Origin of the sequence: Thalassospira sp. MIT121401, assembly GCF_047125595.1 — a bacterium.
GTDB lineage: Bacteria > Pseudomonadota > Alphaproteobacteria > Rhodospirillales > Thalassospiraceae > Thalassospira > Thalassospira povalilytica.
Map to the genome: position 1 here is coordinate 3025702 of NZ_CP138926.1, position 14261 is coordinate 3039962.

11 protein-coding genes are annotated in these 14261 nt (G+C 54.2%); 4 read left to right on the forward strand and 7 right to left on the reverse strand.

The genetic code is table 11. The features are described from left to right. Positions 1–230 precede the first annotated feature (230 nt). Positions 231–734, forward strand: a complete 504-nt coding sequence (locus SIB88_RS13940) for a universal stress protein (protein ID WP_068519321.1) — start codon at positions 231–233, stop codon at positions 732–734. 30 nt (positions 735–764) lie between these two features. Here the strand turns inward: SIB88_RS13940 and SIB88_RS13945 are convergent, their stop codons facing one another. Next, entirely contained in the window at positions 765–3245 is a 2481-nt protein-coding gene (locus SIB88_RS13945; RefSeq protein ID WP_412559413.1) for a tetratricopeptide repeat protein, read from the reverse strand. Positions 3246–3502: 257 nt separating this feature from the next. Then, entirely contained in the window at positions 3503–4585 is a 1083-nt protein-coding gene (locus tag SIB88_RS13950) for a saccharopine dehydrogenase family protein (protein ID WP_068519320.1), read from the reverse strand. A 165-nt stretch (positions 4586–4750) separates the two neighbouring features. On the opposite strand from SIB88_RS13950, the gene SIB88_RS13955 reads away from it, so the two are divergent. Then, positions 4751–5188, forward strand: coding sequence for an Lrp/AsnC family transcriptional regulator (locus SIB88_RS13955; RefSeq protein ID WP_412558304.1), 438 nt, complete (start codon positions 4751–4753; stop codon positions 5186–5188). Between the two features lie 45 nt (positions 5189–5233). After that, the gene (locus SIB88_RS13960) at positions 5234–7072 is read left to right on the forward strand and encodes an adenylate/guanylate cyclase domain-containing protein (RefSeq protein ID WP_068519318.1); all 1839 of its coding nucleotides are present in this window, start codon (positions 5234–5236) and stop codon (positions 7070–7072) included. 157 nt (positions 7073–7229) lie between these two features. Here SIB88_RS13960 and ykgO read toward each other — a convergent pair whose 3' ends face one another. Together ykgO and SIB88_RS13970 are read right to left on the reverse strand one after the other, a co-directional pair. After that, positions 7230–7355 (reverse strand): type B 50S ribosomal protein L36, encoded by a 126-nt coding sequence (gene ykgO, locus SIB88_RS13965; RefSeq protein ID WP_007090004.1) that lies wholly within the window; start codon positions 7353–7355, stop codon positions 7230–7232. Positions 7356–7503: 148 nt separating this feature from the next. After that, positions 7504–8544 carry a methyltransferase domain-containing protein gene (locus SIB88_RS13970; RefSeq protein ID WP_412558305.1) on the reverse strand — a complete coding sequence of 347 codons (1041 nt, stop codon included), beginning with the start codon at positions 8542–8544 and terminating at the stop codon, positions 7504–7506. 184 nt (positions 8545–8728) lie between these two features. Here SIB88_RS13970 and SIB88_RS13975 point away from each other — a divergent pair, with 184 nt between their 5' ends. Then, on the forward strand, positions 8729–10102 hold the full coding sequence (locus SIB88_RS13975) for a DnaJ domain-containing protein (RefSeq protein ID WP_412558306.1): 1374 nt from the start codon (positions 8729–8731) through the stop codon (positions 10100–10102). A gap of 69 nt (positions 10103–10171) precedes the next feature. Here SIB88_RS13975 and SIB88_RS13980 read toward each other — a convergent pair whose 3' ends face one another. From SIB88_RS13980 to SIB88_RS13990, 3 genes are all read right to left on the reverse strand, one after another. After that, a complete protein-coding gene (locus tag SIB88_RS13980) occupies positions 10172–11632 on the reverse strand; it encodes an aminoacyl-histidine dipeptidase (RefSeq protein ID WP_412558307.1) in 1461 nt (486 codons plus the stop codon). A 214-nt stretch (positions 11633–11846) separates the two neighbouring features. Next, positions 11847–12356 carry an N-acetyltransferase family protein gene (locus tag SIB88_RS13985; protein ID WP_412558308.1) on the reverse strand — a complete coding sequence of 170 codons (510 nt, stop codon included), beginning with the start codon at positions 12354–12356 and terminating at the stop codon, positions 11847–11849. Positions 12357–12492: 136 nt separating this feature from the next. After that, complete coding sequence (locus SIB88_RS13990; protein WP_068519313.1) at positions 12493–14124, reverse strand: diguanylate cyclase; 1632 nt, start codon at positions 14122–14124, stop codon at positions 12493–12495. Positions 14125–14261 lie beyond the last annotated feature (137 nt).

Consider the following 14261-nt stretch of genomic DNA (forward strand, 5'->3'; position numbering starts at 1 on the left):
GATTTGGGCATTCTCATCTCTGGACTTTCACGGCCTCTCACAACGCAGATGCAGCATGATTTATTGTGCGGATGCACAGTATGAAACTTTCCCGATTGCGATAAAAACCACTTGGAAACCGTGCCGGATTTACGGCACACTTGATGCAACATGCTCTAATATCCGGGTGATCCATTGCCCCACGCAACCATGCATCAGACCCGGCACAGGAAACTATTCAGAGAACCCATATGACGTCATACGATGCCGATCAGGAACTCCGCGCCACGTCCAACCGAACATTTCTTGTTGTGATTGATGACAGCGATGAAATGACCAAGGCGTTGCGCTATGCATGCCGCCGTGCGCAACATACCGGCGGCCGCGTTGCCCTGCTTAGCGTCATTGAACCGGCCGAATTCCAGCACTGGATGGCGGTTGGTGACCTGATGAAGGAAGAAGCCCGCGAAGAAGCCGAATCACGGGTCAATGAACTTGCCGCCTATGTGCATGAACAAACCGGCACAATGCCGCTTCTGTTCATTCGCGAAGGCCGTCTCAAGGACGAGTTGCTGAACCTTCTGGAAGAAGAAGAACAGATTTCCATTCTTGTTCTTGCGGCCGGCACCACATCCGAAGGCCCGGGACCACTGATCACGGCACTGACCAAAAGTGACACTGTCGGTCAGCTCCGCCTGCCCCTGACAATCGTCCCCGCCGCACTGTCCGAAGCCGACATTGACGCGTTAAGCTGATTTATCAGCGCCTGTCGTGGATCGGTAAATTCATCCGACGTTTTCAGCCGGAACGGCAATGCATTCCTCAAGGAACTGCATATAGGCATCAAAGGATGATTTTTGGCCAAACAGGATATGTGACCGGCTTTTGATTGCGTGCGAGACAACGGATCGGCGACGCTTGTCCATTGCGAGTGTCAGGGCGGTATCGACGTAATCCGCGGAATGGTAGGCGACGCAATCAAACACCGATATCTGGCGGTAACAGGTGTGGCTGCGACGCGACCGCGCGGCACTGCCCGGCAATGTCACCAGCGGCACACCAAGCCCCAGACAATCAAAGGCCAGCATCGCGTCATTCCATGCCGGACTTTCAAGAACCACATCCACCGCGCAAAGCAGCGACAGCAAATCGGCGCGGCTGCGCACATTGACAAACCGCATGCGCCCGGCGACATCGGCATAGTTCACCGCAAAACGTCGTCCCCATGCCGCATCCCAGCTGTCGCGTTCCGGTGCAATCAGCAACAGCTCAGCCGTTTCATCAAGACGCAGGATTTCCGCAATCAGCGGATCAAAATCGGCCGTCAAAACATCAAGCGGTTGCGGACAGAGATAGGTATTTCTGTCCTGTGCCAAACGCCAAAGCCGTTGCAGTTCCGTCGGCGTCATATCGACATTTTCGGGCGGTGTCGCATTAACAAACAGTCCCGGCAACCGGATCAGTTTTTCACTGAACCGTTTTTCGCCACCGGCCGTTTCCCAGTCTTCTGCGATCAGGTGATAGTCAATATTTGAAAGACCACTGGTCGCGGCAATCCCGCCACCGGAAATTTGCACCGGTGCCAGACGCCAGCTTGCCAGCAACATGGTATAGGCATCGGCCTGCGGATCGGCATAATGCAACACATCAAGATCAAGCCCGGAAATCACCCGTGCCGAATGCAGCGGATCAAGCGGCAACGGCACGACCAGATCGGCATGTTCGTCAATCCGCGACGTGATATCATCTTCGCCGGTTGGCGGGCGGATCACCGTGACATCAAAGCGGTCACGATCAATCGCATCAACAAGCCCCAAAATCCAGCGACCAATCCCGTTATCACACATATTGGCCGACACGATCCCAAGGCGGATTTTGCCCCCTTGCCGGGGTTTGCCGGGATCAACATTGGGAACATCATAGCCTGAAACCAGACGTTCCCAGTAATGCCCGACGGCGCGCAACTGCTTGTCACCTTCCGGACGCAGGGCCGCACGCCAGACCGGCGGGAACCGCGTCAGGATTGCCGGGTCAATGCGATCGGATGCGACAAAGGCCAAATCGGGTTCAATGGCATCGTCATCAAGTGTGTCATCGAGCAGATCACGAATGACTTCGTCATTCTGGGCCGCAATATTGGTTGGAACCGGCGCAAACAACAAACGACGTGCGGTTCGAAACAGTGCGGTGTTTTCACCGGCTGCGATTTTGCGGTCGATACCGTTTTGCAAAACAGACTGGGCTGATGCGGTGTCGCCTTCTTCGGCAAGTTCGACTGCCAGTCTGAAAACCGCGTCATCACCGCCACCGGCCCCGATGGCCGCCCCGAACCGTTCGACGGCTTCGCTATGACGGCCGACAAGACTTAACGCCTCGCCCATCATCAGCAGCAATTGGGGATCATTCGGATTGGCCGCGACAAGCGGTTCAAGCGCACCGATTGCCTCGGTCCCCTGTCCGACCCGCAAGTTAAGGCGCGCCAGTGTGCGCCGTGCTTTGGCATCATCGGGATCAAGGGCAAGAACCTGACGCAAACAATGCTGTGCACCGGCAAACTGGCCAAGCCGGAACAAGGCATCACCATATGCAGTCAGGGCACGCTGGTTTCCCGGCTCCAGCGTCAGGGCGCGGCGCAAGGGTTCGCTTGCTGATACCGTGCGTCCCTGATCAAGCCGGATCTGGCCGATCAGCACCAGTGCATTGACAATATCGTCGCGCATTTTAAGGGCGGTCAAACAGGATGTCTCGGCACCGGGAATGTCGCCCATCGCATAAAGACATGCGGCATAGTTGGCGTGAATTTCGGCAATATCGGGGGCCAGTTCCAGCGCGTATTCATAATTTTCGCGCGCATCCTGCAATTCATCGAGTTGCCGGTATGTATTGGCGATATTGCAATATAGCGCCGGTGCATCCGGACACAGCCGAATGGCCCGCTTGAAAGCGCCAACAGCTTCGCGCAATTTGCCGATCGCCTTTAAGGCCTGCGCATGATCATGTTGAATTTCCGCACTGTTGGCATCGGCAATTGCCGCCCGCCCCATCCGTTCCGCCGCAAGAGTTTGATTTCCCTGTCGGGCTGCGACCAGGCCTGCCAGATGCATGGCTTCTGCGGCTTGTGGATAGGCATGGATCAGCTTGCGGCAGGCTTCTTCTGCCTCCGCCAGCTGGTCTGCTTCATACAAGCCCAACGCAGTTCGGTAAGGAGCGTCAAAATCAGACAAGGAATACCTGTTGCGATAAAGAGTGCGATTACCGGCCACCATAAGGGCCAAGCGTTAACAAACCACGTCTTTGCCACAAATAATCGGCCCTGACCATGCCCGGCCGATCAAATCTGTAACGCGTTTCAGGAATATGCGTCCCTTTCTGAAGTCGGAATAAACAAGATTAAAATAATCACCTGAAAACAAACAAAAATCCCCCGAACCACAGTCGGGGGATTTTTCTGGAAAATCATCACGCGGTTATCTTTGCGCCTGAAACGGCACTTGAAGCCGTCACTCAAAACCGGAAACGGCCCCTATGCCCGGTTGGCATAATAACGCCCGAACCGGTTCGAAAGCAGATCATCCAGACCGACTTCTTCCTGCCGGACATAACCGGAACCAGGCAATTTGGACGTCATCACCATATCCATCACCGCGCAAAGCCCCGCGGATGTCGTGATCTGGATCGCGGACCATTTTTTGCCACCGATTTCTGTGCCATGCACCTTGCGGATAAAGTTTTCTTCGCACAGCTCGCCATTGCGGGTCCCGACGGCATCGGCAAAGATTACAATGACATCCTGCTGGGTTACCGGCAGGGCATTTTCAAAGATTTCCTTCATCATGTCGGGACGTTCGCCAAGACGCAGATCTTCGATCAGGATTTTCAGGATTTCCTGATGCCCCGGATACCGCACGGTCTTGTAATCAAGGTTATCCACCTTGCCTTCGAGCATGTCACAAAGCGCCCCAACCCCGCCCGATGTGTTGAAGGCCTCATATTCCGTGCCATCAATGGTGAAGCGTTCATAACCTTCAAGCGGCAAGACTTCGACACGCTTGCCATTGAGGATCGCCTCGCACGGATTAAGATATTCATTGATCAGGCCATCAGTTGACCAGGTCAGGTTATATTTCAAACGGTTGGTCGGGTTTTGCGGCAATGCACCGACGCGCAGGCGCAACTTTTTAACCGTATCAAACCGTTTGAACAGATCATGGGCGGCGATTGAAATGAATCCCGGCGCCAAACCACATTGCGGTACGAACGCACCAGCCGCACCTTTGGAAATTTCACGAATAGCACGGGTGGTTTCGACATCTTCGGTCACATCGAAATAGGATGCCCCAACCGCGCGTGCGACGCGGGCAATCGCAACATTAAGATAGAACGGACATGTCGACAAAATGGCGTCGTGCCCGGTTGCCACGTCGGTCAGGGCGGCTTCATCTGTGACATCGACCTTGATCAGGGTTGCCGCATGATCCTGGGCACAAAATTCAAGCATTTCGCCATTGGCATCGGCAAGGGTCACCGCATAGTCGCCACTTTCATTGAGCATGACTGCCGCCATACGGCCGATTTTGCCCGCACCAAGAATCAAAATCTTTTTCATTTTCTCTCACTCCCGACTGAACTGACACCTTTGCGATGGATGTCGTTGCTGCCCTGATAACGTTTTGTTGTTTACCCCTTGATGCTCCGCCGCTGGACTAACGCTTGCAACCCGGCAATACTGTCAAAACAATTGAATAACCCGTCATTTTTATGGGTATCACCGATGAAACGTCGCCTTGATGAAACCGACCGCCGTCTGATCGCCAAATTGCAGGAAAATGCCCGCATTCCGACTGCCGCCCTTGCGCGCGAAGTCGGCCTGTCGCGCAGTGCCGTTCAGGAACGCCTCGAACGGCTGGAACAATCACAAACCATTACCGGCTTTACGGTGCAGCTTGGTGATGCGGCACGACCGGTTCTTCTGGCCGAAGTCATGATCCAGCTTGAACAAAAACAGTCTGCGGGCGTGGTCGGTGCCTTGCAGAAAATACCGCATTGCATTCGGTGTCTGGCGATATCGGGGGAATATGATCTGATTGCCGAAGTTGCCGCCGACACACCGGAAGAACTCGACGGTGTGCTTGACCGGATCGGCGGGCTTAGCGGGATAAAACGCACTTCAAGCTCAATCATCCTTTCAACCAAGTTCGATCGCCGCTAAGATGCCAGTTGAGGTTGGGGAACCTCTTGTCAGAAAGAAAACCGAGTGACATCCAAACGCAGATATTCTGTCCTTTCTGTTCTTCTTGCCAGTTTTATCGGCACCAGTGTCTTTGGCGTTGGCCTTGCCCTTTATGTCGGCCTTGGCACGGCCTATGAAAACACCCGCAATCTTTGGGTTATGCTGGCTGATATCGACCTGACATCGGTTCAGCGCACCATGCATGAACGCATGAGCGAAGTTGACGAACGGTCCAACTGGGTCGCCCGACAGGTTGCCGATGGCAATCTTGATCCAAGCTTCCAGTATGGCTGGACCAACGCCATGCGGGCGCTGGCTGCGGCGGATATGGATGTCATGGCCTATGGGCTGGTGACCGGTGATCGGCAATTTATCGGCTTTAATCCCGATGATATGAGCGAAATACGCCGCACCCTGCCCCAGGATGACATGCTGTTTTCGGAACTGGCGCAAATTCGTGGCCCGGTCGCCAACCGCACCGGCTTTCCGCGCTGGGATCCGTATTTCAATCGCACGGTCCTGACCAGCTGGGTGCCACTTTTTTATGACGGGCACTATCTTGGTACTTTCATACAGTATCTGTCGCTGTCCAATCTGTCGGAAAGCCTGATTCGCGGCCGTGAAGATTTACCCGGAACGCCATTTATCCTGATCGGTGGCAATCGCGTGATGGCCCATCCCGATTTGCGCGACTGGGGTGAAAATACCGCCAACAAGCTGATCAACGGGGCCGATATTGCCCGAAGCCCGATTCCATTGCCGACCATCCATGATATCGGCGATCCGGTTCTGGCAAATATCGGCAAGTCCGAACGCATCAGGACCGACGAAAAGGATGCCCGCCAGAATACCGGGCTGCGTCTGGCAGGGCTTGAAGTTGATGGCAGATACCATCTGATCGTCACCCGTCAGGTTCTCAATGCGCCGATCTCGCCGGTCATCATCGGCATGCATTTCACCGAAGAATTGTTTGACGATGAATGGGACAGGCTTGTTCTGGCCTCGATCCTGGGTGGCGGGGTGTTCATTTTGGCTGTTATTGTGGCGATCATACTGTCCAAACAATTCACCAAACCGATCCGCCGGTTTGCAGCCGCCGCGCGCGCATTTGAAGATGACGACATCGCATCAATCGATGTGCCGCAACTGTCAGGCAGCCGTATCCGTGAATATGACGATGCGGCACGATCGTTCAATCACATGATGATGGCGGTTCATGACCGCGAACGCATCACAAGCCTGTTTGGTAAATTCGTGCCCCAGTCGATTGCCAAAAAGCTTCTGGCATCGGGAAATGATTCCGGGGTCCTGCCGCCGCAACAATCCGAAGCAACGGTTCTGTTCATCGACATTGCCCATTTCACATCCATGTGTGAAAGCCTGCATCCGAACCAGATCATTGCAATGCTTAATGATTACTTTGATTGCGCAACGCAGATTATCGAATCACATGGCGGCATCATCACCCAGTTTCAGGGGGATGCGATCCTTGCGGTCTATAACGTGTTTGATGACCTTGAACATCACGCCGATGCCGCACTCGACAGCGCCATCGCCCTGCAAAACGAAGTCTCGAACCGCACCTTTGAAGGGTTGAACATTCAGGTGCGCTGCGGGGTGAATACCGGAACAATGGTGGCCGGGAATGTCGGGGCAAAGGCACGCCTGTCCTTTACCGTGCATGGGGATGCGGTCAATACCGCATCGCGCCTTGAACAGGAAAACAAGGTGCTGGGCACGCGCATTCTCATTTCAGACAGCACACGCAACCTGCTGACCGATCCGAACCGCGTCATCAAGGCCGGTGATGTTCTGTTGCGGGGCCGTCACAGCAAAACCGAACTGTTCACCACAAACGGGTAAGCACCCCCCCACACACCATCGATAAAAAAGGCGACCGCAATATTGAAACTGCGGTCGCCTTTGATTTTGCCATCGTGACAAACATGAAAAACAAAACGCCGCATTGGATGATCCGATGCGGCGTTTTGTAAAACCTTTGAGAACAAGGTACCGGGAATTAACCCTGGCGTGCCTTGAAACGCGGGTTCTTTTTATTGATCACGTATACGCGGCCACGGCGGCGCACGATACGGCAGCCTTTTTCCCGCAGCTTCGCGGATTTCAATGAGTTCCGGATCTTCATAATCTTAAACCTTAGAAACTTGGCCCCTTCGAGGAAGCCGGAAAATAGAAGTACGACATGCCCCTGTCAACACTAAAAACAGGTTGCGGCGACAGAAATTGGAACAAATCCCGTCAAAGTCGCCTGCAGCAGTCTGAAACCTGAGCGATCAGTTGATCGTTGCGTAGAACCGATAAAAGGCCAGCGAGCCATTTTCAAGCATTTTTACGCGATTCATCCACATTTCCATCTCTGGAAGCAGATAATCCATCACATCGGGGTCCAAACCGCTTTTCTGAATATCCGACAGCATGGTCATCCAGGCCTGTTTGATATGCACAAGATGGGTTTCCGACTCATCCTTGGCGATGCGGATATCAAATTTGAGTTGCCCCAGACGGGATTTGTATTCCTGTGCGGTCCAGGGGAAAAGATCATCCCCTTCGAGCTTGGCCCATTGCGTAAGCCCGTCCTCATCAAGATCGCGGGTTAGGACATAGTCCGTCAAAAGAATCTGACCCTGTTCGCGCAACGTCCCCGCCAGTTCGCCCAGAAACGTCTCTTTGCCCGGCACCTTGTAAAGTTCGCCAAACGAATAGACGACGTTGAAATAGCCTTTGCGCAGTTCGGGTTTTTCGGGATCGAATTTCTGAACGGGGACCTTTTTCTGCACACCGGCATGAACGGATCGCTCCATCCCCAACAGAGCCAGTTCCCCATCCTGCTCATAGGCGGTCACCCAAACGCCAAGCCGGTCCGCCAAAACACGCGCAACCCCGCCAAGCTTTGCCCCGATTTCAAGACAGCTGAGCGTTTCATCCAGTGCAAGCGGCTTTGCCAGTTCAAGGGCGTAATCATGCCCGCCCGGGATCATGATCCCGTGATCAAACAGCTTGTCATACAGCCTGATACGCTCGGGCGGCCACCGCCCGATTTCGTCATCAAGATCAAGTTCGCCCAGTTCCGGTTCAACCGGACGCGCCAGCCAAACACGCATTTTGCGCAACCAGTCGGCATAGGCGTCTATTTCAAGCTGAAGCAGATAATATTCAACCGGGTCGTCATAGCCTTCCCACTTGGCACGCAAACGGGTCCCAAGGCCAAGATGATGCCCGGGCGGCATCTCGAACTCGGACGCAGTCCCCTGCCCGCCATCTTCGGACAGTTCGCCGTCATCGTCGGCTTTGCGTTGCCAAAATTTGAGTTTCAAGACGGCTACCTGCTTATTCGAAATGCGCGCTTACGTGATTCTTGCAAAATATGACAAATAGGCAAAAGTGACAACGTGTTAAGATTTCAATCATATGATTGCACCCGTCACCGCCGGCAGTAAAATCCATGCTGGCTGATCGCGCGCACCGGAACGTTTGTCAGGACAGGAATCTACATAAGACATGAACAAGGATCGTCTTGGCCTCTATTACAGCATGCTGAACATTGCGCCAGGCGCGAGCGCCAAGGAAATCAAGCTCGCCTATCGCAAACTGGCATTTGAATATCATCCGGACCGCAACACCGATCTTGATGCCGAAGAAAAATTCAAGGACATCACCGAGGCCTATGAAATCCTGATTGGTGAACGCAAGCCCCCTGCACAGCCATCGGGCAATAACACCAGTCGGCCTAATGACGGCACAAAGGGCAAAACTGCCGCGTCTGAAAAGCCAACTGCATCCGGCTATGGCCCGAATGCAGCCGGTGCGCAAAATGCGAACCGCACCAGACAAGGCTTTGCCGGAACCGGACGCAAACAGGAAAAGGCCAAGACCGGTACGGACGAAAAAACCGCCCGCGCCAATCAGGCCTATCGCGAACAGCAAGCCAAAACCGGCACGCGCAAAAGCAACATCCATCCCGGCGCCCGGCGCCATAACCGCAAAAAAACCGATAGCAACGCCCAGGGTTTTATCGCCTGTGCGGCAACCGGTGTGGTTTCGGCCCAGCCAAGGCAGGTCGAATTCAAGATCGTCCGCGGCTTCCTGAATTCCTGCAAAACCGAAACGCTTACCGCCAATTTAGCCCCCAAGGGGGCAAAGCGGATGGCGCTTAAGGCAAGTTTCATTACATGGCTTCGCGGATTCTGGGGATGGCGCAGCATCGTCCCGGCATGGAAAGCCATTCTTGGCAACATGCGCGGCGGCACCTTCCCGCCCGAAGGCAACGCCAAAATGCTGTTTGCCCATGCCAATGCCTTTGAACGCGCCGGTAACAAGCCGCTTGCCCGCGCAGTATTGATGCAGGCGCTTGATTTCATCGGCACCAACAGATCGGTTCTTGCCGAGCAAATCCGTGCCAGCTTGCGCCGTCTTGAAGATGGCAGCCCAACCCGGCGTGTCCGCGATGAATGGAAACGCGCAGGGATGCTTGATGCACTTTTGCATCTGAGCCCGTTATTTGTTCTGATTTTTGCAGGCCTTCTGGCATTTGGCCCGGGTCAGGGATTTGTCACCCGCGAGATCCCCGAACTGATGGCAAAACAGGGCAGCCAGATCACCAAGCAGGTCAAACAACTGATCGGTGAGGATCGCGATCCCTATTACGTGGATCGCGAACTTCTCAATATGCGTGACGGGCCAAGTGTGAATAACAAAATCATCCGGCGTCTGACGCGTTTTGAAACGGTTTATATTGCCGGTGACAGTCAGGGTTTCTGGATTGAGGTTGAAACCACAATTGGCGAAAACGGCTTTGTGAACCTTGATGCGCTGGTTCCGGGCAACGGATCGACTGCGCGCGATAACTGGTGTGCTACAAACAAATGCGACTGACCGAAACATTCCGGTCAGTCGCACAACAGACTTCTAATCTGTAGGTCCCGTTTGCGCCCAGGCGGGCACTTACCCCTTGGTCGGGATCGCTTTCAAGGCCGCAAGCAGATAATCCCAGAAACGTGCGACACTGGGCACATGGACACATTCATCCGGGCTGTGTGCGCGCTTGATGGTCGGGCCAAACGAAACCATGTCCCAATGCGGGTATTTCGCACCAAGAACACCGCATTCAAGACCGGCATGGATCACGCGAATTTCCGGATCCTTGCCAAACATGTCGCGATGTACCGACTTCATCATTTCGACAACTTCGCTATTGGCATTGGGTTTCCAGCCAGGATAGGCATCCCCCCACGCCACACTCGCCCCAATCAGCTCAAACACCGCAGTTGCCGCTTCGCGAATGGCATCACGGGCCGAATTGATCGAACTGCGCGCAGACAAGGTCACCTTGGCCGTGCCGTCCGCTACCTTGACAATCGCCAGGTTGATCGACGTCTCAACCACTCCTTCAACCGATGTGCTCATGGCCTGGACACCATTGGGCGCACCGACACAGGCATTGTTGAATTTCTTTGAATCGGCTGGGCTCATTGCCGTTTCCGGCAAATCGGCATCTTTCGATGCAATCGCGAAATTCGGCTCAATCGCGCCAATTTCATCACGGACATCGCCGGCAAATGCCTTAAGCGCGGTATCAAATCCGCCAATCTTACTTTCGGGCAGAACAATGGTGGCAAAGGATTCACGCGGGATCGCATTTCGCGCCGTACCCGCATTGATCGCAACGATCCGGGCATCAAAATCGCGAATGGCCGTGCGCAGGAAACGTGCCATCAGCTTGTTGGCATTGCCCAGACCAAGAATGATATCGATGCCTGAATGACCACCCTTAAGCCCGGTCAGCGCAATGTCGCGGGCCACATATCCGGCACCGATTGCGTCGGGGCTGTAATTGAAGGTCGCAACAAGATCGCCCCCACCGGCACACCCGACACACAGTTCATATTCATCTTCGGTATCAAGGTTCAGAAGGATTTCACCCTTAAGACGCCCCGGCTCCAGATTCATTGCACCGGTCAGGCCGCGCTCCTCGTCGACCGTAAACAGCAATTCAAGCGGTCCGTGCTCAAGCCCGTCTTCGGTCATGAAGCCCATCATGGCAGCAGCACCAATACCGTTATCGGCACCAAGGGTGGTGTTGTCGGCCGTGATCCATTCCCCGTCCATCTGCATCCGGATCGGGTCCGTGTCAAAATTATGGGTCGAACCGGAATTGGCCTGGGTGACCATATCCACATGCGCCTGAAGGATCGTCATTTTGCGATTTTCGTAACCCGGTGTTGCCGGAACACTGATCACAAGGTTCTGGCCACTGTCACGGAAATGCGAAAGCCCCTTGTCATCCGCCATTTTTTCAAGCAGCTGAAGCACTGCTTCTTCCTTGGTTGACGGGCGTGGCGTATCACAAAGTTTCTGGAAATTTTCCCAGATTGCGACCGGCGCAAGTTTGCTGATCTCGTTCACGGTGGCGCTCTCCTGTTTGATCTGTTCAGTGTGTTTGAACTGAATATTGTCGGTTATGCGGTTTCGCGGGTTCTGACTGTTGATTACCCTATCACCGGCCGAATTTAAAGGGCATCTACGTGTTTTTACGCAACGCGCAACCAAACCGGCAAAAGGCCTTGGCCGATCGCAGAAAACCGCTCAAACCCGGCGTTTGGCGCAAATTGCTGCTGTGTTAATCAACACCAACCGTCGTGCTGCGCCGTTGCAACAGCATGACATCGCGCCACTGCCCGGCCATCGGACCGTATCCCATACGGCCGAGTCCGCGACGCAAACCGACTTCGGTAAATCCGTGCCGTTTATGAAGTGCGATACTTGCGATATTTTCCGGAAAAATACCGGCCTCAAGCGACCAGATACCTTGGTCCTCGCTTGCCGCAATCAGGGCACCAAGCAATGCGGTTCCGATCCCCTTTCCTTGGGCGTCGGGATCGACATAGACCGATATTTCGGCAACACCGCGATAAACACAGCGACTTGAAACCCCGGACAACCCGGCCCAGCCAACAACCTGGTCCGTTTGATCACAGGCAACCAGACGGCATTCATTCAAATGTCCGCTATCCCAATCATCCCACGTCCCGGGATGATCCTGAAACGTTGCGTTTCCGGTGCGGATCCCGCGCCCATAAATCTCGATCACTGATGCCCCGTCTTGTGGGGTCATGGCACGGACAATCATGCTTCGCTCTCCTGATCGTCAATGGTGTGGCACCAAAGGACGGGGCAAATCGCAACAACCTGTCGCTGGAAAAGAAAAAGCATCAATCGCGCATGTGATCAAGTCCGCCGTCAAAGGCGTCTGCCCGAAACAGCCCCTAGTTTTCAGGATCACGTTCAAAGGTTTTGAAAATCATGCGATCGCGGCCGGCATCCTTGGCCTCATACATTGCTTCATCGGCCAGTGCCATCGCATCGGCCAGATCAACAGATTTATGCCGGCCTTCACCGCCAACGGTGGCCCCGAAACTTGCCGTCACCTTGACGAGTTCCTTGCTGCCCTTGGATACCGGGACTTCAATCGCGCGGATCATATTCGACAGACGTTCACCGATCCGTTTCGTCACCGCCGCTGTTGCAGATGGCAGAAGAACGGCAAATTCTTCACCCCCGAGACGCACAACAAGATCATCGTCGCGCAGGGCCTGACGCAGGGTTTCGGCCACCTTTTCAAGCACCCGGTCACCAATCGCATGTCCATATGTGTCGTTGATGTCCTTGAAATAATCCAGATCCAGAATGATCAGACCAAAGACCCAGCTTTTATCCTTAAGATGGCGAATTTCGCGCAGGCGACTGACCGCAATTTCAAAGCCGCGCCGGTTAAGCGCACGTGTCAGCGGATCGGTTGATGCAAGGGTATCAAGCATCTGCTCCTTGCGCTTGTGATCGGTGATATCGGTCGCCGACACCATGATCCCGCCGCCATCCATCATATTCATGCGAATGTCGGCCAAACGCCCGGACGGGGTTTGCATTTCATCAAGTGTCGAATGACCGTGCCCGTTCAGCTTCATCCGCGCACAGCATTCATAAAGTGCCGATATATCAAATGCCGGTGCATCGCCATCGGTATTGGGCACACCGAACATCCTGGCAAATTCATAGTTGTGATTGATGACATGCAAATCTTCGTCAAGCATCGCCACCGCCGATGGCACAAGCCGGATCACCTCGGTCACGGCATGTTCAAGACTTGCCTTTGCACGCACAAGTTCGTCATTCATTTCGACTTCGTCGCGCACATCATGCGCTGTCGTCAAAACAGCCGGCTTGCCATCGTGCCACAAAATGCGCTCGTCCGTCAGATCGCGCCAGACGGAACTGCCATCATCAAGAATGTCGCGCACCCGGTGGCGATCGCCGTGGCGTTCCCCGCTCAGGATACCGGCAACATGTTTAAGGGCGCGCGGGCGGTTTTGTTCGGGGATAAACCGCAAAACATTGGGATTTTCCATGAATTTGCTGGCATTTTCCGCCCCCATCAGATGGGCGAACGCATCATTGACATATAACGCCGTCATGTTGCGATGAACCATGACCCCGATAAAGGACCGCCCCAGCATGTGATCAACCTGCATGGCGGTTGTGCCATTGTCGATCATTTGCGCTGTGGTCAGGACTGCATTGCCCTGATCCCATTCCACGGTTTCGTCGCTGATTTCCATCCAGACCGGGGTGCCGTCGGTACGGATGTTATAGACCTTCTTCCAGCCGTGAAATCCGTTGCTTTCCTGGAACCCTTCGGCCAGCTTTTCAGCTTCGTGGTGGAAACTTGGCGGGATATATTGACGCATGTCAGGTTCGCTCATGAAATCCTGGACATCACGGCGCCCCAACATCTTCGCATAGGCATCATTGACATACACAGCCTGCAAGTCCTTGTGTACGACAACTCCTACGCGTGATCGTCCATACAGACGTGCGATTTCTGTTGGCTCGAACCGCATCAACGTCTTGTTTCCCCCGAAACCCTGAAATCCAAAACCACATGATATGCCACCATGCGGCTTGATTGGTGCCTTAAATACTACAACAGTTCAGGTATAATTAAAACCGAGGGATGCCCTACCTATCCCTACGAACA

Coding starts and splice junctions, on each gene's coding strand:
- SIB88_RS13940 (WP_068519321.1), top strand. CDS start 231: ATGACGTCATACGATGCCGATCAGGAACTCCGCGCCACGTCCAACCGA.
- SIB88_RS13945 (WP_412559413.1), bottom strand. CDS start 3,245: ATGGTGGCCGGTAATCGCACTCTTTATCGCAACAGGTATTCCTTGTCT.
- SIB88_RS13950 (WP_068519320.1), bottom strand. CDS start 4,585: ATGAAAAAGATTTTGATTCTTGGTGCGGGCAAAATCGGCCGTATGGCG.
- SIB88_RS13955 (WP_412558304.1), top strand. CDS start 4,751: ATGAAACGTCGCCTTGATGAAACCGACCGCCGTCTGATCGCCAAATTG.
- ykgO (WP_007090004.1), bottom strand. CDS start 7,355: ATGAAGATCCGGAACTCATTGAAATCCGCGAAGCTGCGGGAAAAAGGC.
- SIB88_RS13975 (WP_412558306.1), top strand. CDS start 8,729: ATGAACAAGGATCGTCTTGGCCTCTATTACAGCATGCTGAACATTGCG.
- SIB88_RS13985 (WP_412558308.1), bottom strand. CDS start 12,356: ATGATTGTCCGTGCCATGACCCCACAAGACGGGGCATCAGTGATCGAG.
- SIB88_RS13990 (WP_068519313.1), bottom strand. CDS start 14,124: ATGCGGTTCGAGCCAACAGAAATCGCACGTCTGTATGGACGATCACGC.